Origin of the sequence: Pseudomonas sp. SWRI77, from assembly GCF_014269105.1 — a bacterium.
GTDB classification, from domain to species: domain Bacteria; phylum Pseudomonadota; class Gammaproteobacteria; order Pseudomonadales; family Pseudomonadaceae; genus Aquipseudomonas; species Aquipseudomonas capeferrum.
This window is the reverse complement of sequence record NZ_JABWRV010000006.1, coordinates 204,721-227,023: the sequence shown is the minus strand read 5'-3', so window position 1 is coordinate 227,023 and position 22,303 is coordinate 204,721. Positions and strand designations below refer to the sequence as shown.

23 protein-coding genes are annotated in these 22,303 nt (G+C 63.3%); 14 read left to right on the top strand and 9 right to left on the bottom strand.

Annotated features, from left to right (window positions below; all coding sequences use genetic code 11):
- Positions 1-33: 33 nt before the first annotated feature.
- The 3 genes from spoT to HU766_RS09125 are packed head-to-tail and all read left to right on the top strand — an operon-like array spanning position 34 to position 3,328.
- On the top strand, positions 34-2,142 hold the full coding sequence (gene spoT, locus HU766_RS09135; RefSeq protein ID WP_033702320.1) for a bifunctional GTP diphosphokinase/guanosine-3',5'-bis pyrophosphate 3'-pyrophosphohydrolase: 2,109 nt from the start codon (positions 34-36) through the stop codon (positions 2,140-2,142).
- Between the two features lie 23 nt (positions 2,143-2,165).
- On the top strand, positions 2,166-2,546 hold the full coding sequence (locus HU766_RS09130; RefSeq protein WP_033702322.1) for a RidA family protein: 381 nt from the start codon (positions 2,166-2,168) through the stop codon (positions 2,544-2,546).
- A gap of 56 nt (positions 2,547-2,602) precedes the next feature.
- Complete coding sequence (locus HU766_RS09125; protein WP_033702323.1) at positions 2,603-3,328, top strand: hypothetical protein; 726 nt, start codon at positions 2,603-2,605, stop codon at positions 3,326-3,328.
- 63 nt (positions 3,329-3,391) lie between these two features.
- On the opposite strand, the gene HU766_RS09120 is transcribed toward HU766_RS09125, so the two are convergent.
- The gene (locus HU766_RS09120) at positions 3,392-4,249 is read right to left on the bottom strand and encodes an SDR family oxidoreductase (protein WP_186655607.1); all 858 of its coding nucleotides are present in this window, start codon (positions 4,247-4,249) and stop codon (positions 3,392-3,394) included.
- Between the two features lie 192 nt (positions 4,250-4,441).
- Here HU766_RS09120 and exbB point away from each other — a divergent pair, with 192 nt between their 5' ends.
- From exbB to HU766_RS09090, 6 genes are all read left to right on the top strand, one after another.
- Positions 4,442-5,440, top strand: coding sequence for a tonB-system energizer ExbB (exbB, locus tag HU766_RS09115; protein ID WP_186655605.1), 999 nt, complete (start codon positions 4,442-4,444; stop codon positions 5,438-5,440).
- A gap of 3 nt (positions 5,441-5,443) precedes the next feature.
- Positions 5,444-5,872 carry a TonB system transport protein ExbD gene (gene exbD, locus HU766_RS09110; RefSeq protein ID WP_186655601.1) on the top strand — a complete coding sequence of 143 codons (429 nt, stop codon included), beginning with the start codon at positions 5,444-5,446 and terminating at the stop codon, positions 5,870-5,872.
- Positions 5,869-6,600, top strand: a complete 732-nt coding sequence (locus tag HU766_RS09105; RefSeq protein WP_033702333.1) for an energy transducer TonB — start codon at positions 5,869-5,871, stop codon at positions 6,598-6,600. The genes exbD and HU766_RS09105 overlap by 4 nt, the downstream gene beginning before the upstream one ends.
- A 94-nt stretch (positions 6,601-6,694) precedes the next feature.
- Positions 6,695-7,621, top strand: a complete 927-nt coding sequence (locus HU766_RS09100) for a hydrogen peroxide-inducible genes activator (protein ID WP_033702334.1) — start codon at positions 6,695-6,697, stop codon at positions 7,619-7,621.
- A gap of 3 nt (positions 7,622-7,624) precedes the next feature.
- The gene (gene recG, locus HU766_RS09095) at positions 7,625-9,703 is read left to right on the top strand and encodes an ATP-dependent DNA helicase RecG (RefSeq protein WP_033702337.1); all 2,079 of its coding nucleotides are present in this window, start codon (positions 7,625-7,627) and stop codon (positions 9,701-9,703) included.
- 78 nt (positions 9,704-9,781) lie between these two features.
- Positions 9,782-11,185: an aminoacyl-tRNA deacylase and HDOD domain-containing protein gene (locus tag HU766_RS09090; RefSeq protein ID WP_186655598.1), complete on the top strand. Its 1,404-nt coding sequence runs from the start codon at positions 9,782-9,784 to the stop codon at positions 11,183-11,185.
- 53 nt (positions 11,186-11,238) lie between these two features.
- On the opposite strand, the gene HU766_RS09085 is transcribed toward HU766_RS09090, so the two are convergent.
- The 4 genes from HU766_RS09085 to HU766_RS09070 all read right to left on the bottom strand — a co-directional run bounded on the left by HU766_RS09085 (position 11,239) and on the right by HU766_RS09070 (position 13,599).
- The gene (locus HU766_RS09085) at positions 11,239-11,613 is read right to left on the bottom strand and encodes a helicase (RefSeq protein WP_186655595.1); all 375 of its coding nucleotides are present in this window, start codon (positions 11,611-11,613) and stop codon (positions 11,239-11,241) included.
- Between the two features lie 148 nt (positions 11,614-11,761).
- Positions 11,762-12,061, bottom strand: coding sequence for an HU family DNA-binding protein (locus HU766_RS09080; RefSeq protein ID WP_186655592.1), 300 nt, complete (start codon positions 12,059-12,061; stop codon positions 11,762-11,764).
- A gap of 188 nt (positions 12,062-12,249) precedes the next feature.
- Positions 12,250-13,398 carry an FAD-dependent oxidoreductase gene (locus HU766_RS09075; protein WP_033702344.1) on the bottom strand — a complete coding sequence of 383 codons (1,149 nt, stop codon included), beginning with the start codon at positions 13,396-13,398 and terminating at the stop codon, positions 12,250-12,252.
- Between the two features lie 33 nt (positions 13,399-13,431).
- Positions 13,432-13,599 (bottom strand): rubredoxin, encoded by a 168-nt coding sequence (locus HU766_RS09070; RefSeq protein WP_033702346.1) that lies wholly within the window; start codon positions 13,597-13,599, stop codon positions 13,432-13,434.
- A 180-nt stretch (positions 13,600-13,779) separates the two neighbouring features.
- Here HU766_RS09070 and HU766_RS09065 point away from each other — a divergent pair, with 180 nt between their 5' ends.
- Entirely contained in the window at positions 13,780-14,337 is a 558-nt protein-coding gene (locus HU766_RS09065; RefSeq protein WP_186655590.1) for a chorismate lyase, read from the top strand.
- Entirely contained in the window at positions 14,337-15,227 is an 891-nt protein-coding gene (ubiA, locus tag HU766_RS09060) for a 4-hydroxybenzoate octaprenyltransferase (protein ID WP_047582538.1), read from the top strand. The genes HU766_RS09065 and ubiA overlap by 1 nt, the downstream gene beginning before the upstream one ends.
- Positions 15,228-15,288: 61 nt before the next feature.
- Here ubiA and HU766_RS09055 read toward each other — a convergent pair whose 3' ends face one another.
- A complete protein-coding gene (locus tag HU766_RS09055; protein ID WP_186655655.1) occupies positions 15,289-15,663 on the bottom strand; it encodes a hypothetical protein in 375 nt (124 codons plus the stop codon).
- Positions 15,664-15,837: 174 nt separating this feature from the next.
- Between HU766_RS09055 and phoB the strand changes: the two genes are divergently transcribed.
- The 3 genes from phoB (at position 15,838) to HU766_RS09040 (ending at position 19,360) form a co-directional block, all read left to right on the top strand.
- A complete protein-coding gene (gene phoB, locus HU766_RS09050) occupies positions 15,838-16,527 on the top strand; it encodes a phosphate regulon transcriptional regulator PhoB (RefSeq protein ID WP_003253341.1) in 690 nt (229 codons plus the stop codon).
- Between the two features lie 45 nt (positions 16,528-16,572).
- A complete protein-coding gene (gene phoR, locus HU766_RS09045; protein WP_047582536.1) occupies positions 16,573-17,880 on the top strand; it encodes a phosphate regulon sensor histidine kinase PhoR in 1,308 nt (435 codons plus the stop codon).
- Positions 17,881-18,019: 139 nt separating this feature from the next.
- Complete coding sequence (locus tag HU766_RS09040) at positions 18,020-19,360, top strand: hemolysin family protein (RefSeq protein WP_033702357.1); 1,341 nt, start codon at positions 18,020-18,022, stop codon at positions 19,358-19,360.
- Positions 19,361-19,394: 34 nt separating this feature from the next.
- Here HU766_RS09040 and HU766_RS09035 read toward each other — a convergent pair whose 3' ends face one another.
- From HU766_RS09035 to phoU, 3 genes are all read right to left on the bottom strand, one after another.
- Positions 19,395-20,291: a peptidoglycan DD-metalloendopeptidase family protein gene (locus tag HU766_RS09035; RefSeq protein ID WP_186655588.1), complete on the bottom strand. Its 897-nt coding sequence runs from the start codon at positions 20,289-20,291 to the stop codon at positions 19,395-19,397.
- A gap of 148 nt (positions 20,292-20,439) precedes the next feature.
- On the bottom strand, positions 20,440-21,330 hold the full coding sequence (locus HU766_RS09030) for a response regulator (protein ID WP_033702361.1): 891 nt from the start codon (positions 21,328-21,330) through the stop codon (positions 20,440-20,442).
- A gap of 165 nt (positions 21,331-21,495) precedes the next feature.
- Complete coding sequence (gene phoU / locus HU766_RS09025; RefSeq protein WP_033702363.1) at positions 21,496-22,266, bottom strand: phosphate signaling complex protein PhoU; 771 nt, start codon at positions 22,264-22,266, stop codon at positions 21,496-21,498.
- Between the last annotated feature and the right edge of the window lie 37 nt (positions 22,267-22,303).

Genomic DNA, 22,303 nt, shown 5'->3' with positions numbered 1-22,303 from the left:
ACAAGGCCCTCTTCCTCTGCAAGAGGTGAACCCATGCCGGGTATAGAAGCCTTAGCCGAACGGCTGTCGACCTACCTGGGCCCCGAACAGGTCAACCTGGTTCGTCGCGCCTATTTCTACGCCGAACAGGCCCACGATGGGCAGCGCCGCCGCAGCGGCGAGCCCTACGTGACCCACCCGCTGGCCGTGGCCAGCATCCTCGCCGACATGCACATGGACCATCAGAGCCTGATGGCGGCCATGCTGCACGATGTGATCGAAGACACCGGCATCGCCAAGGAAGCCCTCAGCCAGCAGTTTGGCGAGACGGTCGCCGAGCTGGTCGATGGGGTCAGCAAGCTGACCCAGATGAACTTCGAGACCAAGGCCGAGGCGCAGGCCGAGAACTTCCAGAAGATGGCCATGGCCATGGCCCGCGATATCCGCGTGATCCTGGTCAAGCTGGCCGACCGCCTGCACAACATGCGCACGCTGGAAGTGCTGTCTGGCGAAAAACGCCGACGCATCGCCAAGGAAACCCTCGAAATCTACGCGCCCATCGCCAACCGGCTGGGCATGCACACCGTGCGCGTCGAATTCGAAGACCTCGGCTTCAAGGCCATGCACCCGATGCGCTCGTCGCTGATCCACCGGGCGGTCAAGAGCGCCCGCGGCAACCGCAAAGAGATCGTCGCCAAGATCGAACAGTCGCTGGCCAACTGCCTGGCCGCCGACGGTATCGAGGGCGAGGTCAGCGGCCGGCAAAAACACCTTTATGGCATCTACAAGAAGATGCGCGGCAAGCGCCGTGCCTTCAACGAGATCATGGACGTGTACGCCTTCCGCATCATCGTCGACAAGGTCGACACCTGCTACCGCGTGCTCGGCGCCGTGCACAACCTGTACAAACCGCTGCCGGGTCGCTTCAAGGACTACATCGCGATCCCCAAGGCGAACGGCTATCAGTCGTTGCACACCACGCTGTTCGGCATGCATGGCGTGCCCATCGAAATCCAGATCCGCACCCGCGAGATGGAAGAGATGGCCAACAACGGCATCGCCGCGCACTGGCTGTACAAGTCCAACGACGACGAACAGCCCAAAGGCAGCCACGCCCGTGCCCGTCAGTGGGTCAAGGGTATCCTCGAGCTGCAGCAGCGTGCGGGCAACTCGCTGGAATTCATCGAGAGCGTGAAGATCGACCTGTTCCCGGACGAGGTCTACGTGTTCACGCCAAAAGGCCGCATCATGGAGCTGCCCAAAGGCTCCACGGCCGTCGACTTTGCCTACGCGGTACACACCGACGTTGGCAACAGTTGCATCGCCTGCCGCATCAACCGCCGCCTGGCGCCACTGTCGGAGCCCCTGCAGAGCGGCTCGACGGTAGAAATCGTCAGCGCGCCGGGCGCCCGGCCGAACCCGGCCTGGCTCAACTTCGTGGTCACCGGCAAGGCGCGCACGCACATCCGCCACGCGCTCAAGCAACAGCGCCGCTCCGAGTCCATCAGCCTCGGCGAGCGCTTGCTGAACAAGGTACTGACCGGTTTCGACAGCAGCCTCGAAAAAATCCCCCAGGAGCGCATTCAGGCGATTCTCGCCGAATACCGCCTGGAGCTGATCGAAGACCTGCTCGAAGACATCGGCCTGGGCAACCGCATGGCCTATGTAGTCGCCCGCCGCCTGCTGTCGGCCGAAGGCGAGCAACTGCCGGCGCCGGAAGGCCCGCTGGCGATTCGCGGCACCGAAGGCCTGGTACTCAGCTACGCCAAGTGCTGCACGCCGATCCCTGGTGACCCGATTGTCGGCCACCTGTCGGCGGGCAAAGGCATGGTCGTGCACCTGGAGAACTGCCGCAACATCAGTGAAATTCGCCACAACCCGGAGAAGTGCGTGCAGCTTTCCTGGGCCAAGGACATCGCGGGCGAATTCAACGTCGAGCTGCGCGTCGAGCTGGAGCACCAACGCGGCCTGATCGCCCTGCTGGCCAGCAGCGTCAATGCCGCCGACGGCAATATCGAGAAGATCAGCATGGACGAACGCGACGGCCGTATCAGCGTGGTCCAACTGGTGGTCAGCGTGCACGACCGCGTGCACCTGGCGCGTGTGATCAAGAAGCTGCGTACCTTGACCGGTGTGGTCCGCATCACCCGCATGCGTACGTAGTCCGCCAACCGCAAGGAGTCATCATGAGCAAGTCCGTCATTACCAGCGACAAGGCCCCCGCCGCTATCGGTACCTACTCGCAAGCGATCAAGGCCGGCAACACCGTCTACATGTCGGGCCAGATCCCGCTGGACCCAAAAACCATGGAACTGGTCGAAGGCTTCGAAGCCCAGACCGTTCAGGTCTTCGAGAACCTCAAGGCCGTGGCTGAAGCCGCTGGCGGTTCGTTCAAGGACATCGTCAAGCTGAACATCTTCCTCACCGACCTGAGCCACTTCGCCAAGGTCAACGAGGTGATGGGCCGCTACTTCGAACAGCCTTACCCAGCCCGCGCCGCGATTGGCGTTGCCGCGCTGCCGAAAGGCTCGCAGGTCGAGATGGACGCGATCCTGGTCATCGAGTGATGCCCCCGGTGACGGGCGCTCTGCCCGTCACGCTCTCTCCCCCAAGGTTACCCACCATGCGTCAAGCACTGCCCCTCGCGCTGGCAGCCCTGCTTTTGAGCGGTTGCGCCAGTCATAAACCCGAAGACTTCAACGGCACCTGGATCAACCAGGATGCCATCAAAGCCGCCGTCAAGGGTGGCAGCCTGCGTCAGGCCCTGAATGAGCATGGCCCGGTGTTCGAGTGGAAACTCGATATAGCCGACCAGCAGGCCAGCTTCAGCAATGGTTTCGAGGCCGCCGATGGCCAGCTGAGCGCCACTGAAAAGCAGTGGCAGGCCAGCTTCCAGGGCGGGCAGACCGAGCAGCTTGAGCTGGACGGTGACGAGCTGAAAACCACTGACCAATCCGGTGCCAAGCAGACCTTCGTGCGCGCCAAGCAGCCGGGCAATGCGCCCCTGGGTGGCAGCTTCGAGAAGGCGCTTTATCAGGCTTACCTAGGCGGCGACTGGAAGATCGTCGAAGGCCAGGGCCAAGGTAGCGTGGTGCGTTTCGCCGATAACGGCGGCGTGACCGGCCTGCCCGGCCCGGACCGTTTCGCCCTGTGCCTGGCGGGCGATTGCGCGACCATGGGTGGCAGCAACGACAGCCTGTGGCTGGAGCGCAAGCAACGTGGTGCGCCGTTCATTCTCAAGCGTGATGGCGACAAGCTGGAGATTTTCCAGGCGGTGAACCGTGCACAGCCGGACGAGATGCCTGCATTGGCAGCCGGTTCTCGTCAGTGGGTGCTTGAGAAGAACTGAAGCCATTCGCGGCCCTGCCGGCCGCGGACCGGTCGGAAAGGGCCGCAAAGCGGCCCCAGGGCGTCAGCCTTTCCCTTGCAGAATGGCCGCATACCCTTCCTTGTAGCTCGGATATGCCGGCACCCAGCCCAATGCCCGCACGCGGGCATTGCTGCAGCGCTTGCTGCCGGTACGGCGCACACGCTGCTCATCCGACCACTCGGTAACCCCCATGTACCCGCGCAACCAGGCCACCACATCGGCCAGCGGCGCCGGGTCGTCATCGACACCTATATAGCAATCGTCCAGCGCCACGCCGTCGGCATCCGCCTGCAGCAGGAAGGCCAGCAGGCTGGCTGCATCCTCGGCATGGATGCGGTTGCCATACAGCGGCGGCTGCTCGGCCACACGATACCCCTGGCGTACCTGGCTCAACAGCCACTCACGGCCCGGCCCGTAGATACCGGTCAAACGCACCACGCTTGCCGGGATACCACTGGCCAGCGCCAGGCGCTCGGCTTCAAGCATTACTCGCCCGGAGTACCCTTCAGGCTCAGTGGCCGCCGTCTCATCGATCCACTCACCCTCTTGTTGCGCAAACACGCTGCTGCTGGACACGAACAACAGCCGTCGCGGGTGCTGCCCACGCGCTGCTAGCCATGCCAGCACATGGCGCAGGCCGTCGACATAGGCGGCCTGATACCCCGCCTCATCGTGCTGGCTGGCCGCCACGCAATACACCAGATAATCCGGCGCACGCTGCGGCCACGCTGCGGGGATGGCCGCATCGGACAGGTCGGCAGCCACCGGCACAACGCCCTCGGGCAGTTGCGCGATCGAGCGGCGCAAGCCGCTCACCTGCCAGCCACGGGCAAGCAATTGCTGGGCAAGCCGGCCACCTACATCACCACAACCTACGACCATTACGGACAGGTCCAACATCTCAAAACTCCCTAGACCAGTGGATCAAACCAGCCACGCTACACGATGGGCGGCTAGACGATAGGCGAAAAAAGCAACGAGATTACTTTTGTTAACAAGAATTACTTGCAATAATGGCGCCCCTATCTGTTCTCGGCCGCTCTCGAGGCCTTGGAGAACGTTCACTCTTTTTCTTCATCAGGTCCGGCTAGCATGACACGTACTCAACCCTCCGCTTCGCCAACCCCGTCGCGCGCCTGGCGTGCCATCGCCGCGCTGATGTTCAGCCTGGTGCTGGCCCCAGTGGCCATGGCCGATGAGCCAACCGCCAACGCCAGCACACCTGCTGCCGCTGCTGCCGCTGCCGCCCCTGCCACTCCCGCCGCGGCCCCGGCCCCGGCCACTGATGGCTCGGCGCCCGCTGCCGACGCGCCTGCCGCAGCCCCGGTCGATGCACCGGTCGCCGTAGACCCGGGCGTCGAAGCACTGGTCGAGGATACTACCCTGGGCATGGCCCACGACCTGTCGCCATGGGGCATGTACAAGAACGCCGACATCGTGGTGAAGATCGTCATGATTGGCCTGGCCATCGCCTCGATCATCACTTGGACCATCTGGATCGCCAAAGGCTTCGAGCTGATGGGCGCCAAGCGTCGTCTGCGCGGCGAAATTGCACAGCTGAAGAAGTCCGCCAGCCTCAAGGAGGCCAGCGAGGTCTCCAACAAGGAAGGCACCCTGGCCCACACCCTGGTCCACGATGCCCTCGAAGAAATGCGCCTGTCGGCCAACACGCGTGAAAAAGAAGGCATCAAGGAACGCGTCGCCTTTCGCCTGGAGCGCCTGGTCGCCGCCAGCGGCCGCAACATGAGCAGCGGCACCGGCGTACTGGCCACCATCGGTTCCACCGCACCCTTCGTCGGTCTGTTCGGCACCGTATGGGGCATCATGAACAGCTTCATCGGCATCGCCAAGACCCAGACCACCAACCTGGCAGTCGTTGCCCCCGGCATCGCCGAAGCCCTGCTGGCAACAGCCCTGGGCCTGGTTGCGGCAATCCCGGCCGTGGTCATCTACAACGTCTTCGCCCGCTCCATTGCCGGCTACAAGGCTCAGGTGTCCGACGCTTCTGCCCAGGTGCTGCTGCTGGTCAGCCGTGACCTGGACCACCAAGGCAGCGAGCGCGCCGCCCCGCACATGGTGAAAGTGGGGTAAGCCATGGGCCTGCATCTCAACGAAGGTGGCGACGACCTCGCCGAAAACCACGAAATCAACGTTACGCCGTTCATCGACGTCATGTTGGTACTGCTGATCATCTTCATGGTGGCGGCGCCCTTGGCAACGGTCGACATCAAGGTCGACCTGCCAGCCTCGACCGCCAAGCCGGCGCCGAGGCCCGAGAAACCCGTGTTCGTCAGCGTCAAGGCCGACCAGAAGCTGTATGTCGGCGACGATCAGGTACCTTCACCCGCGCAACTTGGCGCGATGCTCGACGCCAAGACCAAGGGCGACAAGGAAACGACCATCTTCTTCCAGGCCGACAAGGGCGTGGATTACGGTGACCTGATGGAAGTGATGAACAACATGCGCGCGGCCGGCTACCTCAAAGTCGGTCTGGTAGGTCTCGAGACGGCAGCCAAGAAATGACGAAGACGCGGCACAATCTGGCGCGTTACAGCGGCAGCCTGGCACTTGTGCTGGGTGTCCATGCCGTCGCTGTGCTGCTCACGCTCAACTGGTCGGTGCCTCAGGCCATCGAGCTGCCGCCGGCAGCGATGATGGTCGAGCTGGCACCGTTGCCGGAGCCTGCGCCACCACCACCTCCCAAAGCCGCCCCACAGCCGCCGGCACCGGTCGAAGAACTGCCGTTGCCCAAGCTGGTGGAAGCGCCTAAACCCAAGATCGCCATCGCCAAGCCGCCCAAGCCGAAGGCCAAGCCACAGCCGCCCAAGCCTGAGAAAAAGCCTGAGCCGCCGAAGGAAGCACCTCCGACCGAGGAGGTGGTGGATGCACCGCCAAGCAATACGCCGCCCCAGAAGTCCGCAGCACCGGCACCGAGCATCGCGTCCAACAGCAACGCCCTGCCTACCTGGCAGAGTGACCTGCTGCGCCACCTGGCCAAGTACAAGCGCTATCCGGAAGACGCGCGTCGTCGCGGCCTGCAGGGCATCAACCGCCTGCGTTTCGTGGTCGATGCCGAAGGCAAGGTAGTGTCGTACGCCATGGCGGGTGGTTCGGGGAGTGCAGCACTGGACCGCGCAACGCTGGAGATGATCCGTCGCGCCGGCACGGTACCCAAGCCGCCACCGGAGTTGCTGAACAACGGCACGATCGAAGTCGTGGCGCCGTTCGTCTACTCACTGGACCGCCGCTGAGGCTTTTGTTTCTGTCACAAATCGGCAAGTCTGATAACGTGCGTCTATCGATTGCAGCCGCTATGCTGGGCTCGCAACTTCATGGACGCACGTTATGACCCTCACAGAATTACGCTACATCGTCACACTCGCCCAGGAACAGCATTTCGGCCACGCGGCCGAACGTTGTCACGTGAGCCAGCCGACCCTGTCGGTCGGTGTGAAGAAGCTCGAGGACGAGCTTGGCGTGCTGATCTTCGAGCGCAGCAAGAGCGCGGTTCGCCTGACCCCGGTCGGTGAAAGCATCGTTGCCCAGGCGCAGAAGGTACTGGAACAGGCCCAGGGCATCCGTGAACTGGCCCAGGCCGGCAAGAACCAGCTGACCGCCCCGCTCAAGGTCGGTGCCATCTATACCGTCGGCCCATATCTCTTCCCGCACCTGATCCCGCAGCTGCACCGCGTGGCACCACAGATGCCGCTGTACATCGAAGAGAACTTCACCCACGTACTGCGAGAAAAACTGCGCAACGGCGAACTGGACGCGGTGATCATCGCCCTGCCGTTCAACGAAGCCGACGTGCTGACCCTGCCGCTGTACGATGAGCCATTCTGCGCCTTGATGCCCGCCGATCACCCGTGGACGGCGAAAAAAACCATCGATACCGCCATGCTCAACGACAAGAGCCTGCTGCTGCTGGGCGAAGGCCACTGTTTCCGCGACCAGGTCCTGGAAGCCTGCCCGACCCTGAACAAGGGCGGTGAAGGCGCCCGGCACACCACGGTGGAGTCGAGCTCGCTGGAAACCATTCGCCACATGGTTGCCTCGGGCCTTGGCGTCTCGATCCTGCCGCTGTCGGCGGTGCACAGCCACCACTACGCGCCGGGTGTCATCGAAGTGCGCCCACTGACTGCACCGGCACCGTTCCGTACCGTAGCCATTGCCTGGCGTGCCAGCTTCCCGCGGCCCAAGGCCATCGAGATCCTCGCCGACTCGATCCGCCTCTGCTCGGTCGCCAAACCCTCTGCGGAACAGCCGGCCTGAGTCATGAGTGAGCTGTCGAAGGTCCCGGTCACGGTGCTCAAGGGCGTGGGCGATGCCATGGCGGAAAAACTCGCCAAGGTCGGCCTGGAGAACCTGCAGGACCTGTTGTTCCACTTGCCGCTGCGCTACCAGGACCGCACCCGCGTGGTGCCCATCGGCGCCCTGCGCCCAGGCCAGGACGCAGTCATCGAAGGGGTGGTCAGTGGCGCTGACGTGACCATGGGCAAGCGCCGCAGCCTGGTGGTGCGCCTGGGTGATGGCAGCGGGGTGCTGAGCCTGCGCTTCTATCACTTCAGCAACGCGCAGAAAGAAGGCCTGAAACGCGGCACGCACCTGCGCTGCTATGGCGAAGCACGCCCTGGCGCCTCTGGCCTGGAGATTTATCACCCGGAGTACCGGGCGCTGAACGGCGACGAGCCTCCACCCCCGGTAGAACAGACCCTGACGCCGATCTACCCGACCACCGAAGGCCTTACCCAGCAACGTCTGCGCCTGCTCTGCCAACAGAGCCTGGGCATGCTTGGCCCGCGCAGCCTGCCAGACTGGCTGCCCGATGAGCTGGCCCGGGACTACCAGCTGGCACCGCTGGACGACGCCATCCGTTATCTGCACAACCCGCCGGCCGATGCCGACCTCGACGAGCTTGCCGAAGGCCAGCATTGGGCTCAGCACCGCCTGGCCTTCGAGGAACTGCTGACCCATCAGCTGTCGCAGCAACGGCTGCGCGAGAGCCTGCGCAGCCTGCGTGCCCCCGTGCTACCCAAGGCCAGCCGGTTGCCGGCGCAGTACCTGGCCAACCTGGGTTTCAAGCCGACCGGTGCCCAGCAGCGTGTGGCCAACGAAATTGCCTACGACCTTGCCCAGGCCGAGCCGATGATGCGCCTGGTACAGGGCGATGTCGGTGCCGGCAAGACGGTGGTCGCTGCACTGGCGGCGCTGCAAGCGCTGGAGGCCGGTTACCAGGTGGCGTTGATGGCGCCCACCGAGATCCTCGCCGAACAGCACTACATCACCTTCAAGCGCTGGCTCGAACCGCTGGGCATCGAGGTGGCATGGCTGGCTGGCAAGCTCAAAGGCAAGGCCCGCGCCAGTTCACTGGAGCAGATCGCCAACGGCGCACCGATGGTGGTGGGCACCCATGCGCTGTTTCAGGAGGAGGTCAAATTCAAGCACCTGGCCCTGGCGATCATCGACGAACAGCACCGATTCGGCGTGCAGCAACGCCTGGCCCTGCGCAAGAAAGGCGTGGCCGGCGAGCTTTGCCCGCACCAGCTGATCATGACCGCCACGCCGATCCCGCGGACCTTGGCGATGAGCGCCTACGCCGACCTCGACACCTCGGTCCTCGACGAGTTGCCACCCGGGCGCACCCCCGTTAACACCGTGCTGGTGGCCGACAGCCGCCGCTTCGAGGTGGTCGAGCGGGTACGCGCCGCCTGTGCCGAAGGGCGCCAGGCCTACTGGGTGTGCACCTTGATCGAAGAATCCGAAGAGCTCACCTGCCAGGCGGCCGAGAGCACCTATGAGGAGCTTGGCAGCGCCCTGGGCGAGCTGCGGGTCGGCCTTATCCACGGGCGCATGAAGCCTGCGGAAAAGGCCGAGATCATGGCGCAGTTCAAGGCCGCAGAGCTGCAGCTGCTGATCGCGACCACGGTCATCGAGGTGGGCGTGGACGTGCCCAATGCCAGCCTGATGATCATCGAGAACCCCGAGCGCCTGGGCCTGGCCCAGCTCCACCAGCTACGCGGCCGGGTAGGCCGGGGCAGCGCTGCAAGCCATTGCGTGTTGCTGTATCACCCGCCGCTGTCGCAGATCGGCCGCGAACGCCTGGGGATCATGCGCGAAACCAACGATGGCTTCATCATCGCCGAAAAAGACCTGGAACTGCGCGGCCCTGGCGAGATGCTGGGGACCCGCCAGACCGGTCTGCTACAGTTCAAGGTCGCTGACCTGATGCGCGATGCCGACCTGCTGCCGGCCGTGCGTGATGCCGCCCAAGCCCTGATCGCGCGCTGGCCGGACCACGTCAGCCCGCTGCTTGACCGCTGGCTGCGCCATGGCCAGCAATATGGCCAAGTGTGACGCCAGTCCCAGAATGGATCCAGATTTGCGGCGGGACTGGTTATACTTCGCGTTTAAAAGAACGAGTGGATACGGACCATGACTGAAGTTGCCCTGGACACCGCAACCCCACACGCCCCCTCTGTCATCAGGCTGCTGCTCGATAAGGTGGGCGTCACCTACCGCGAAGTGGTCGAGCATGCGCAATTGCCCGCCGCCTCGCGGGTGCAGGCGGTCTTGCTCGACGACGAAATCGGCGCCCTGATGGTGTTGTTCCCACAGAGCCAGCTGCTTGACCTCAATCGGCTGGGCGAGCTGACCGGTCGCAAGCTGACGGCGGTATCGGTGCCACGGCTCAAGCAGATGCTCGACAAGCACCACCTCAAGCGCCTGCCGGGCATTCCGGCGCTGACCAGCTCGCCGTGCCAATACGAAAAAAGCCTGCTCGACTGCGAGACCGTGCTGATTCAGTCCGGTGAAGCCGGCCTGCTGCTGGAGATCGACCGCGCGAACTTCAAGCGCATGCTCACCAAGGCCAGCGCCAGCAGCTTTGGCCAGGAGGTCAAGGCCATCAGCCCTAACCTCGACCGGCCGCATGACGACCCCCAAGAGATCAGCCAGGCCGTCCAGGCCTTCACAGCACGCCGCATCCAGAAGCGCCTTGAAGAAACCATCGAAATCCCGCCATTGGCCGACACCGCGCAGAAGATCATCAAGCTGCGCGTAGACCCCAACGCCAGCATCGATGACATTACCGGCGTGGTCGAGACCGACCCGGCACTGGCTGCCCAGGTGGTGAGTTGGGCGGCATCGCCCTACTACGCCTCACCCGGCAAGATCCGCTCGGTGGAAGACGCCATCGTGCGCGTGCTGGGCTTCGATCTGGTGATCAACCTGGCCCTTGGGCTGGCCCTGGGCAAGACCCTGAGCCTGCCCAAAGACCACCCGCAGCAAGCCACTCCGTACTGGCAACAGTCGATCTACACCGCAGCCATCATCGAGGGCCTGACCCGCGCCATGCCGCGGGCAGAACGCCCCGAAGCTGGCCTGACCTACCTGGCCGGGCTGCTGCACAACTTTGGCTACCTGCTGCTGGCGCATGTGTTCCCGCCCCACTTCTCGCTGATCTGCCGCCATTTGGAGGTCAACCCGCACCTGTGCCACACCTACGTGGAACAACACCTGCTGGGTATCAACCGCGAACAGATCGGCGCCTGGCTGATGAAGCTGTGGGACATGCCCGAAGAGCTCTCGACTGCGCTGCGCTTCCAGCACGACCCGTCCTATGACGGCGACTACGCGGCATTCCCCAACCTGGTATGCCTGGCGACGCGCCTGCTGCGTTCGCGCGGCATTGGCTCGGGGCCACAGGAGGAAGTACCCGATGAGCTGCTGGAGCGGCTGGGGGTAACGCGGGAAAAGGCCGAGGATGTGGTGAACAAGGTGCTGGAGGCAGAGACTTTGCTGCGCGAACTGGCTTCGCAGTTCCACGCCCCGCATTGATGCATATTGGCCCTGTGTGGGCGGGTTAACCCGCCCACACAGGGCATGCGACCTCAGCGCTTCTTCTTCGGCTTCAGGTATTTCATCAAGCCCTGGAACCACATCACCAGCGCCGGATTGCCTTTGATCTGGATGTTCTTGTCCTGAATCCCCTGCATGAAGGCCAGCTGCTTGTTGCCCGCCTGCAGCGTGGCGAACCCGTAAGCGGCATCCTTGAAGGCAATGGCGAAGGCCGGCTGTGGGTGTACGCCACCTTTGCTGCTGATGCGTTCGTCACTGACCATAAAGTGCCGGGCGATTTTGCCGTCCAGAGTCTGCATCTGGAAAACCAGGTCCTTGTCCTTGAGCTGCTGCTTGAACGCCGGGTTGTTACGGCTGGCCCTGGCCATCAACAGCCCCATGGCCCAGAGAAGAAAGCGGAACTTCATCAACGCGCCTCGAATAAAAAATGACTGAGTCGCGCAGTTTATCCTCTTCTCGAACGATTTACGCAAGTTCGCAACATATCCCCACACAAAGCACAACGGGCACCCTAGGGCGCCCGCTTGGCTGACACTGGGGGTTGTCAGGTGTGGATCATTTGCCTTTCTTGGCCGGCTTGGCAGTCGTGTTGACGCTGTCGCGCAGGTTTTTGCCAGGCTTGAAGGCTACCGTGTTGCTGGCCTTGATCTTTACCGGCTCGCCGGTCTGTGGGTTCTTGCCGGTACGCGCGCCGCGGTGACGTTTTTCAAAGGTGCCGAAACCGACCAGGGTCACGGTGTCCTTGTCCAGGGCACCCGTGATGCTGTCGAGAATCGCATTCAGCACCACGTTGGCCTTTTCCTTGGTCAGATCGGCCTTATCGGCGATGACAGCGGCGAGTTCTGGTTTGCGCATGGTAAAGCCTCTTTGACGGGATTTTTTGTTGTTATGCCGTGCTGCCTCTGGGGGCAGCGCTCAAGGCACCGCAGGCTCTAATCTGCGGCAGACGGAAGTGAGAATGGCACGCCCACCGAGGCCGCGCCAGTATCTGGGCGGCCATTGTGTGGGCAACAACAGGGTAAATCCGACAGAACGCCGTCTATTTAGGCCATTACAGGCGGTAACTGGCGATTCAGGGCCAGCTTCTCCATGACTGCCGCACCGGTCAGGGCATAGCCCAGCAGCGTGCCGTCGGCATCGTGGCACAGCACTTTGAGGTCACTGCCCTGCCCTTGCACCTGCCAATTGCCTTCACGCCCTTGCGGTGGCGGCGAGACAACCAGCGGGCACGCCGGGGTCTTCACGGTGATCGGCATCGGGCCGTAGCTGACGGCCGTGGGGTTGCCCGCCAGGGTCTGCGCCAAGGCCCGGGCACAGCTCATCAGCGGCATGACATAAAGCAGGTTGATGCCATCGACCTCGGCACAGTCACCCAGGGCGTAGATGTTGTCGTGGGAGGTTTGCAACTGGCGGTCCACAGCCACGCCGCGGTTGATCTTGAGGCCGGCGGCAGCGGCCAGATCGGTACGTGGGCGCAGGCCGATAGCCGACACCACCAGGTCACAGGCGATCACGCTGCCGTCCGACAAATGCGCCTCAAGGCCTTCAGCCACACGCTGCAGACGCGTCAGCACCGGGCCCAGGTGAAAGCGCACGCCAAGCCCTTCGAGCCCGGCCTGCACGGCGGCGGCGGCGGCTGGGTGCAACAGGGTCGGCATGACCTGTTCGCACGGGGCCACCACATCGACCTTGAGCCCGCCCAGGCTCATGTCATTGGCAAACTCACAGCCGATCAGCCCGGCCCCCAGCACCAGCACGCGCTGTTTGCCGGCAGCGGCGGCGCGAAAGCGTGCGTAATCCTCCAGGTCATTGATCGGGAAAACCTGCCCGCCAGCATCGCCCTCGATCGGCACCTGCACGGTCTGGGCCCCCCAGGCCAGTACCAGGTCGCGATAGGCCACAGCCTCTTCGCCGATCCACAGGCGCTTGTGCCCAGGGTCGATACCGCTGATGCGCGTGTGGGTGCGGATTTCGGCCTTGAGCTGCTCGGCCATCGCACCCGGCTCGGCCATGCACAACCCATCGGCATCCTTGAGCTTGGCGAAGCCCGTGGAGAGCATGGGTTTGGAGTAGGAACGACCATCGTCGGCGGTAATCAACAGCAGCGGCGTCTCGCCATCGAGCTTGCGAAATTCACGGGCCAGGTTGTAACCGGCCAGGCCAGTACCGATGATGACTACAGGGGACGTCATGTCGTGCTTTCCTCAGTTGAAACAGGGTTGTGATCAGCCAATCTCGATCATTTCGAAGTCGCTCTTGCCCACGCCGCAGTCGGGGCACAGCCAGTCCTGCGGCACATCTTCCCAGCGGGTACCGGGCTCAATGCCGTCATCCGGCCAGCCTTCGGCTTCGTTGTAGATCAGGCCACAGACAATACATTGCCACTTCTTCATGGGTACGCGGTTCCTCGGTTCAGGCGTTGTGTCGCTGCTGATGGGCTTTTCGCGGGCAAGCCGCACATAGGGCCATCGTGCAATCTTTGGGGGCTTTTTACTGGCCCTGCCAGCAGTATGCAAGCAGTCGGGGCAACATGCTAAGCTCGCCGCCTCTCTGGCTGTAACAAGCATACCGACGTGTCGTACGAATCCCCGCAAGCAGCCGCTGTCGCGTGGCTGGCGTATTCACAGCTGGCGACCAAGCTCGACCAGCCGACCCTGGGCTGGCTGTTCGACGAGGGCTCGCTGACTCGCCGCCTCACCCACCTGTCCCGCGAGCACTTCTGCGTGACCCCGCTGCTTGAAGGCTGGCAGACCCTGCGCGATGACGAGTGCCAGGCGCTGGGCATTGCGCCCGGGGCACAAGGCTGGGTGCGCGAAGTCTACCTGCGCGGCCATGGCCAGCCCTGGGTATTCGCCCGCAGCGTGGCCAGCCGCAGCGCCCTGGAGCGCGGCGGCCTGGACCTCGAGACCCTGGGCAGCCGCTCGCTGGGCGAGTTGCTGTTCTGTGATCAGGCATTCATTCGCCACCCAATCGAGGTGTGCAGTTATCCACAGGCCTGGTTGCCGGCCGAAGCCGCGCACGACGGGCTCTGGGGCCGCCGCTCACGTTTCGAACGGGACGGCCTGGACCTGCTGGTGGCCGAGGTATTCCTGCCAGCCTTGTGGCAAGCGGCCAAGGAGGAAACCCGCTGATGTACCTGCAATTGCTCAAGTCGCTCAACCGCTGGCACCCGCGCGCCTGGGACTTTGTCCAGCTAAGCCGCATGGACCGCCCGATCGGTATCTACCTGCTGCTGTGGCCTACCCTGTCGGCGGTGTGGATTGCCGGGCAAGGTTCGCCGACCCTGGCCAACGTGCTGATCTTCGGCCTTGGCGTTGTGCTGATGCGCGCCGCAGGTTGCTGCATCAATGACTTTGCCGACCGCAAGGTCGATGGCCACGTCAAACGCACCGCCGACCGCCCCCTGGCCAGCGGCCGGGTCAAGCCACGCGAGGCACTGGCGCTGTTCGCGATCCTGGTCGCGGTAAGTTTTCTGCTGGTGCTGTGCACCAACAGCCGCACGGTCTGGCTGTCGTTCGGGGCGGTAGCCCTGGCGTTCTGCTACCCGTTCATGAAGCGCTACACCTATTACCCGCAGGTGGTGCTGGGCGCCGCGTATTCCTGGGGCATCCCCATGGCCTTCACGGCGGCCGGGGGCGAGCTGCCGGCCAGCGCCTGGCTGCTGTACATCGCCAACCTGCTGTGGACCGTGGGCTATGACACCTATTACGCCATGGTCGATCGCGACGATGACCTGAAGATCGGCGTGAAGTCGACGGCCATCCTGTTCGGCGAAGCGGATCGGGTGATCATCCTGACCTTGCAGCTGCTGTCGTTGGGCTGCCTGCTGCTGGCGGGGAGCCGCTTCGAGCTGGGCGGCTGGTTCCACCTGGGGCTGCTGGGGGCTGCCGTGTGCTTTGCCTGGGAGTTCTGGTCGACACGCAAGCTGGACCGGGATTCATGCTTCAAGGCGTTTTTGCACAATCACTGGGCGGGGCTGCTGGTCTTCATTGGCATAGTCCTGGACTACGCGCTGCGCTGACAGTCAATACAGACCCTGTGGGAGCGGGTTTACCCGCCGCCACAAGGTCATGCAAAGTGCCTCAAGGCTTGGCGACGTGCCAGACGTCTTTCACGCCATCACCGGTCATGTCCCCGGCTTTCTTGTCCTTGATGAAGGTATACAGTGGCTTGCCGTCATAGGCCCACTGCATCGAACCATCATCGCGCTTGATCTGCGTCCACTTGCCTTCATTCTTTTCGTTTGCCTGGGCCGCCAACGGTGGCCAGTTTTTCGCGCACTCACCATTGCACATCGACTTGCCGCCAGAATCTTTGTCGAAGGTATACAGCGTCATCTCTGTTTTAGGCGTGACCAACATGCCGTTCATTTCCTTGGCCTGATGGTGGGCCGACGCTACCCCCGGCAGCGCCAGTGCAGCGAAAAGGGCCATCCAGTTCAGCATGTGTCGTGTCATTGGAATCACCATGTATTCGGGGGTGGAAAGAGTTCGACTAACAGCCACAGCGGCCCCTTGAAGCCTAGCCCAGTCATGCAATGTCGCCATAACAGCCAATGTCCTGTCACACAGCTGCAATAATTCCGTTATCTAATGCGGGCCAGACACGATTTTCCAGGAGAGGTTTTGAGCATGGTTGGCAGGAACATTCTGATCGTCGACGACGAAGCGCCTATTCGCGAGATGATCGCCGTTGCATTGGAAATGGCCGGCTACGACTGCCTGGAAGCAGAAAACTCCCAGCAGGCCCACGCGATCATCGTCGACCGCAAGCCTGACCTGATCCTGCTCGACTGGATGTTGCCGGGCACCTCGGGTATCGAGCTGGCCCGCCGCCTGAAGCGTGACGAGCTGACCGGGGACATCCCGATCATCATGCTCACTGCCAAGGGTGAGGAGGACAACAAGATCCAGGGCCTGGAAGTGGGTGCCGACGACTACATCACCAAACCGTTCTCACCGCGCGAACTGGTCGCCCGCCTGAAGGCCGTGCTGCGTCGCACCGGCCCGAGCGACAGCGAGGCACCGATTGAAGTGGGCGGCCTGCTGCTCGACCCGATCAGCCACCGCGTGACCATCGACGGCAAGCCCGCCGAGATGGGCCCCACCGAATACCGCCTGCTGCAGTTCTTCATGACCCACCAGGAGCGCGCCTACACCCGTGGCCAGTTGCTCGACCAGGTTTGGGGCGGCAACGTCTATGTCGAGGAGCGTACCGTCGACGTGCACATCCGCCGCCTGCGCAAGGCGCTGGGTGAAGCTTACGAAAATCTGGTACAAACCGTCCGCGGCACTGGCTACCGCTTCTCGACCAAGAGCTGACAAGCCTGCACGCCTGGCTGCACGTCGTTGTACAAGGACCGTCAATTGAACCAGAACTGGCACGCGACCCTGATTCGCCACCTGCTGCTGCTGATCACTGTCTGCCTGGTCGGCGGGCTGGTCAGCGGCTATTACGGCTGGAGCCTGGCCATCGGCCTGGCGCTGTACCTGGGTTGGACCCTCAAGCAACTGCTGCGCCTGCATGACTGGCTGCGCAACCACCAACCCGACGAGGCGCCACCCGACGGTTACGGCCTGTGGGGCGAAGTGTTCGACAGCATCTATCACCTGCAACGTCGCGACCAACGCGTGCGCGGCCGCCTGCAGGCAGTGATCGACCGGGTCCAGGAGTCCACTGCCGCGCTGCGCGATGCGGTGATCATGCTCGACAGCGACGGCAACCTGGAGTGGTGGAACCGCGCCGCAGAAACCCTGCTGGGCTTCAAGACCCCGCAGGACGGCGGCCAGCAGGTGACCAACCTGGTACGCCACCCGCGCTTCAAGGAGTACTTCGAAGCGGAAAACTACGTCGAGCCGCTGGAAATCCCCTCGCCGATCAATGACCGTATGCGCGTGCAACTGCACATCACTCGCTACGGCAACAACGAGCACCTGATGCTGGTACGCGACGTCACCCGCATCCACCAGCTTGAACAGATGCGCAAGGACTTCGTCGCCAACGTTTCCCACGAGCTGCGGACACCGCTCACGGTGATTACCGGCTACCTGGAAACCCTGCTGGACAACGTCGAGGACGTGAACCCGCGCTGGCGCCGGGCCCTGCAGCAGATGAGCCAGCAAGGCTCGCGCATGCAGACCCTGCTCAACGACCTGTTGCTGCTGGCCAAGCTGGAAGCCACCGACTACCCCTCCGACAACCTGCCAGTGCCGGTCGATGCCCTGCTGCAGTCGATCAAGGGTGATGCCCAGGCGCTGTCCGGGCCGCGCAACCAGCGCATCAGCCTGGAGGCCACACCCGGCGTGTGCCTCAAGGGCAGCGAGGCCGAGCTGCGCAGTGCGTTCTCCAACCTGGTGTTCAACGCGGTCAAGTACACCCCGGACGAGGGCAGCATTCGCATCCGCTGGTGGGCCGATGCGCACGGCGCACACCTGAGCGTGCAGGATTCTGGCATTGGTATCGATGCCAAGCATTTGCCGCGATTGACCGAGCGGTTTTACCGGGTCGACTCCAGCCGGGCGTCCAATACCGGGGGCACAGGGCTGGGCCTGGCGATCGTCAAGCATGTGCTGTTGCGCCATCGCGGGCGGTTGGAGATCAGCAGTGTGCCGGGGCATGGGAGCACCTTCACCTGCCATTTTGCACCAGCACAATTGGCTAACGGCAAGGGTTGAGTGGGCTGCCCAACAGCCCCATCACGTCCATCACCCTTTGCTTTTGCGGCTTCAACCGCTACATTGGATCCCCTGTGCCAGCCTGTGCTGGCACTTTTTTTCTCCATTCCCCAAAGACGGACCCCGTAAAAAATCCATCATGGACCCTTCCCCTGGTATCAGCCTCACCTCGTTATTCGCCGATTTCGGCATGATCATCTTTGCCTTGCTCCTGGTACTGCTCAACGGCTTCTTCGTAGCCGCCGAGTTCGCCATGGTCAAGCTGCGCTCCACCCGCGTCGATTCCATCGCCGAACTGCACGGCTGGCGTGGCAGCATCCTGCGCAAGGTACACAATCAGCTGGACGCCTACCTGTCCGCCTGCCAGCTGGGCATCACCCTCGCCTCGCTGGGCCTGGGCTGGGTCGGTGAACCGGCCTTCGCCCACCTGCTGGAGCCGCTGCTGGCCTACTTGGGCGTCGACACGCCAGAGCTGATCAAGGGCATTTCGTTCTTCGTCGCCTTCTTCGTCATCTCTTACCTGCACATCGTGGTCGGTGAGCTGGCGCCCAAGTCCTGGGCGATCCGCAAGCCCGAGCTGCTGTCGCTGTGGACGGCAGTGCCGCTGTACGTGTTCTACTGGGCCATGTACCCGGCCATCTACCTGCTCAATGCCAGCGCCAACACCATCCTGCGCATTGCCGGCCAGGGCGAGCCTGGCCCGCACCACGAGCATCACTACAGCCGCGAAGAGCTCAAGCTGATCCTGCACTCCAGCCGCGGCCAGGACCCGAGCGACCAAGGCATGCGCGTGCTGGCCTCGGCGGTGGAAATGGGCGAGCTGGAGGTGGTCGACTGGGCCAACTCCCGCGAGGACATGGTCAGCATCGACGCCCACGCCCCGCTCAAGCAGATCCTGGCACTGCTGCGCCGCCACAAGTTCAGCCGTTACCCGGTGTACGACGCCGAGCGCGAAGAGTTCACCGGTTTGCTGCACATCAAGGACCTGCTGCTGGAGCTGGCCGAGCTCGACCACCTGCCCGAAACCATCGACCTCGAAGACCTGGCCCGGCCGCTGGAGCGCGTCTCCCGGCATATGCCGCTGTCGCAGCTGCTGGAGCAGTTCCGCAAGGGCGGTGCGCATTTCGTGCTGGTGGAAGAAGCCGATGGCAAGGTGATCGGTTACCTGACCATGGAAGACGTGCTGGAAGTGCTGGTGGGCGATATTCAGGACGAACACCGCAAGACCGAGCGCGGCATCCTCGCCTACCAGCCGGGCAAGCTGCTGGTGCGCGGTGACACGCCGCTGTTCAAGGTCGAGCGCCTGCTGGGTATCGACCTTGACCACATCGAGGCCGAAACCCTGGCTGGGCTGATCTATGAAACCCTCAAGCGCGTGCCTGAGGAAGAGGAAGTGCTGGAGGTCGAAGGCCTGCGCATCATCATCAAGAAGATGAAAGGGCCGAAGATCGTCCTGGCCAAGGTGCTGAAACTGGATTGACCTCAGGCGGGGCCGCCTTCCGGCCCCAGCCCGCTCAAGGGTTGCCGGCGGTGAAGTCCGGCAACCCGCTGATTGGCCTGTCGAACTGATACGGTATCGACTCCAGCGCCAAGCCCACGTTGCGCTGCACCACAAAATGCAGGTGCGGCCCGCTGCTGTTGCCGGTATTGCCCGACTTGGCCAGCATCTGCCCCTGTTTGACCCGCTGCCCCTCGCCCACCACCACCGAACCGCGCATCAGGTGCAGGTACACGCCCATGGTGCCGTCCGCGTGCAGCACCCTGACGAAATTGCCCGAGGGGTTGCTGCCGCGCCCGGTCTGGCTGTTCTCGACCCTCACCACCACGCCTTCGCGCGCGGCAACGATGGTGGTGCCTTCAGGCATGGCGATGTCCATGGCGTAGCGCCCTTTGGGGCCGAAGTGGCTGAAACGGCCGTTGGGCCCCTGGCTCACCCGGAATGGCCCGCCAAGCCAGGGGAAGGCGTAGCGAAAGCCCTGCGGCCGCAGCCCCGGGTCGCCCATCGCTTGCAGCAACGTCGAACGGTAACCCAGCAACGTACCGGGGCGGCCCCTGAGCACGCTGAGCATCTGCGTTGAACGCCCTGGCAGCACCCTGCGCACGATACGGGGGGCATTGCCGCCCTGCGCGTTTATCAGCTTGTCCAGGTGCAACTCGACCTGCACCGGCACGTGCGACTCATTGCGCGCAGAAAAGCTGACGCCACCCTGGAAGACAATTGCGTTGAGCCGCACCTGGCTTTCCTGGTACTCGATCATGGATTCGCGCAGCTCCAGTGGCTTGGCGCCGGGGCCTGGGCGGTCGGAATAGGCCGCTACACCGTCGGCATCGGTGATCGGGTAGAGGGTCACGCCCAGGCTCGACGCCGAGGCCATGAGCAATGCACAGAACAGCAGCAGGCGGGCGGGCATGATAGTGGCTTTTTGACAGGTATGATCTGTCGAAGCCTAGCAGCGGCTTTTGCGGTGAGTATGACAGTTGGTCGGATGGTGATCGTCCGCTGTGGTAGCGGCCTTGCGTCGCGCAAGGCCGCACGCACCCACAGGAGGGCAGTGGCTATCAGGCGCCGGGCGTGAAGTGCTTTTGCGCGGTGCCGCGAGCAATCAGCCGCGACAGGTAATCGAGCTTCTGCGCATCCTGATCGACGAACTTGAACGTCAGCTGCAGCCAGTCGCTATCGGGCTTGGGCTCCAGCGCCGCGATGGCATGCAGGTAACCGTTCAGCCGCGCAACTTCGGCGTTTTCGCCCTGCTCCAGGTCCAGTACCGCCCCCTCTAGCACTTGCGGCAGCGCTTCGCTGCGGCGTACCACCAACAGCGCTTCCTTCAGGCTCAATGCCTTGATCACGCAAGGCTGAATCCCGCTGGCCAAGCGCAGCTGGCCTTGGCCACGGCCAGACGGTGCGGTTGTGGCTGGCGCAGGTGCCTTCGCCAAAGGCTTCACCGGCGCTGGCGCAGGTGCCGCAACCTTGGCCGCCTGAGGGTTGCCGCCGGTCAAAGCACTCAAGGAGTCATTGGCAAACGCCGAATTCACCCGCGCAGGCCCGGTTGCCATCAGGCTGTCGAGCTTGCCGATCTTGGCCAAGGCCTTCTTCACCTTGGTCAGCAACTGCTCATTGGTGAACGGTTTGCCGACGAAGTCGGAAACCCCCGCCTGAATGGCCTGGATCACGTTCTCCTTGTCACCACGGCTGGTCACCATGATGAACTGCAGGCTCTTCAATGCAGGCTGCTGGCGGCACCAGCTGAGCAGCTCAAGGCCAGACATTTCCGGCATTTCCCAGTCGCACAGGACCAGGTCGAACGGCTCCTTGCCCAACATGGCCATGGCCTTGCGACCGTTGACCGCATCGTCGATGACCATGCCGGGAAAGGCATTGCGCAGGCATTTCCTGACCAGGTCGCGGATGAACGGGGCGTCGTCCACGACCAGTACATTGACTTTACTCATCGATACTCCTCTTGAATCCCGACTAGCCTACCGGCAAGCAATGGCTATTTGCCACAACTGCGCGTGTAGCGGGACTTCTTCACACCGTTCGCGGGTGCCTGGTGGCTGCTCGACCGCAAACGAAAACGCCCGGCCTAGGCCGGGCGTTGATGCTCGGGAGCAGTACTATTTATCGTCCGGTTCAGCCGGAACATTAGCGCTTTCAGCCTCTTCGACGGGGGTGCCCTGCACTTCCGCCTTCATGCGCTTGAGGCCCATGTGGCGGACGTCGGTGCCGCGTACCAGGTAAATCACCAGCTCGGAGATGTTGCGCGCGTGGTCGCCGATGCGCTCCAGCGAACGCAAGGCCCAGATGACGCTGAGCACCCGCGAGATCGAACGCGGGTCTTCCATCATGTAGGTCACCAGCTCACGCAGGGCGGTCTTGTACTCGCGGTCGATGGTCTTGTCGTACTGTGCCACCGACAGTGCCAGGTCGGCGTCGAAGCGGGCAAAGGCGTCCAGGGCATCGCGGACCATGTTGCGCACCTGGTCGCCGATGTGGCGCACCTCGACGTAGCCGCGCGGCGACTCGCCCTCTTCGCACAGCTGGATGGCACGACGGGCGATCTTGGTCGACTCGTCGCCGATGCGCTCCAGGTCGATCACCGACTTGGAGATGCTGATGATCAGCCGCAGGTCGGAGGCCGCCGGCTGGCGGCGGGCAAGGATGCGTACGCACTCCTCGTCGATGTTGCGCTCCATCTGGTTGATCTGCTCATCGACCTCGCGCACTTGCTGGGCCAAGCCCGAGTCGGCCTCGATCAGAGCAGTAACCGCGTCGTTGACCTGTTTCTCGACCAGGCCGCCCATGGCCAGAAGGTGGCTGCGCACCTCTTCAAGCTCGGCGTTGAACTGCTGGGAGATGTGATGCGTAAGGCTTTCTTTGTTGATCATCGTTTCGCTCCGCGAAAAAGCTGCAAGCCTCAAGCCG

Excerpts from the sequence above, each read along its gene's own strand:
- spoT (WP_033702320.1), top strand. The coding sequence starts at position 34 with ATGCCGGGTATAGAAGCCTTAGCCGAACGGCTGTCGACCTACCTGGGC.
- HU766_RS09130 (WP_033702322.1), top strand. The coding sequence starts at position 2,166 with ATGAGCAAGTCCGTCATTACCAGCGACAAGGCCCCCGCCGCTATCGGT.
- HU766_RS09125 (WP_033702323.1), top strand. The coding sequence starts at position 2,603 with ATGCGTCAAGCACTGCCCCTCGCGCTGGCAGCCCTGCTTTTGAGCGGT.
- HU766_RS09120 (WP_186655607.1), bottom strand. The coding sequence starts at position 4,249 with ATGTTGGACCTGTCCGTAATGGTCGTAGGTTGTGGTGATGTAGGTGGC.
- exbB (WP_186655605.1), top strand. The coding sequence starts at position 4,442 with ATGACACGTACTCAACCCTCCGCTTCGCCAACCCCGTCGCGCGCCTGG.
- exbD (WP_186655601.1), top strand. The coding sequence starts at position 5,444 with ATGGGCCTGCATCTCAACGAAGGTGGCGACGACCTCGCCGAAAACCAC.
- HU766_RS09105 (WP_033702333.1), top strand. The coding sequence starts at position 5,869 with ATGACGAAGACGCGGCACAATCTGGCGCGTTACAGCGGCAGCCTGGCA.
- HU766_RS09100 (WP_033702334.1), top strand. The coding sequence starts at position 6,695 with ATGACCCTCACAGAATTACGCTACATCGTCACACTCGCCCAGGAACAG.
- recG (WP_033702337.1), top strand. The coding sequence starts at position 7,625 with ATGAGTGAGCTGTCGAAGGTCCCGGTCACGGTGCTCAAGGGCGTGGGC.
- HU766_RS09090 (WP_186655598.1), top strand. The coding sequence starts at position 9,782 with ATGACTGAAGTTGCCCTGGACACCGCAACCCCACACGCCCCCTCTGTC.
- HU766_RS09085 (WP_186655595.1), bottom strand. The coding sequence starts at position 11,613 with ATGAAGTTCCGCTTTCTTCTCTGGGCCATGGGGCTGTTGATGGCCAGG.
- HU766_RS09080 (WP_186655592.1), bottom strand. The coding sequence starts at position 12,061 with ATGCGCAAACCAGAACTCGCCGCTGTCATCGCCGATAAGGCCGATCTG.
- HU766_RS09075 (WP_033702344.1), bottom strand. The coding sequence starts at position 13,398 with ATGACGTCCCCTGTAGTCATCATCGGTACTGGCCTGGCCGGTTACAAC.
- HU766_RS09070 (WP_033702346.1), bottom strand. The coding sequence starts at position 13,599 with ATGAAGAAGTGGCAATGTATTGTCTGTGGCCTGATCTACAACGAAGCC.
- ubiA (WP_047582538.1), top strand. The coding sequence starts at position 14,337 with ATGTACCTGCAATTGCTCAAGTCGCTCAACCGCTGGCACCCGCGCGCC.
- HU766_RS09055 (WP_186655655.1), bottom strand. The coding sequence starts at position 15,663 with ATGACACGACACATGCTGAACTGGATGGCCCTTTTCGCTGCACTGGCG.
- phoB (WP_003253341.1), top strand. The coding sequence starts at position 15,838 with ATGGTTGGCAGGAACATTCTGATCGTCGACGACGAAGCGCCTATTCGC.
- HU766_RS09040 (WP_033702357.1), top strand. The coding sequence starts at position 18,020 with ATGGACCCTTCCCCTGGTATCAGCCTCACCTCGTTATTCGCCGATTTC.
- HU766_RS09035 (WP_186655588.1), bottom strand. The coding sequence starts at position 20,291 with ATGCCCGCCCGCCTGCTGCTGTTCTGTGCATTGCTCATGGCCTCGGCG.
- HU766_RS09030 (WP_033702361.1), bottom strand. The coding sequence starts at position 21,330 with ATGAGTAAAGTCAATGTACTGGTCGTGGACGACGCCCCGTTCATCCGC.
- phoU (WP_033702363.1), bottom strand. The coding sequence starts at position 22,266 with ATGATCAACAAAGAAAGCCTTACGCATCACATCTCCCAGCAGTTCAAC.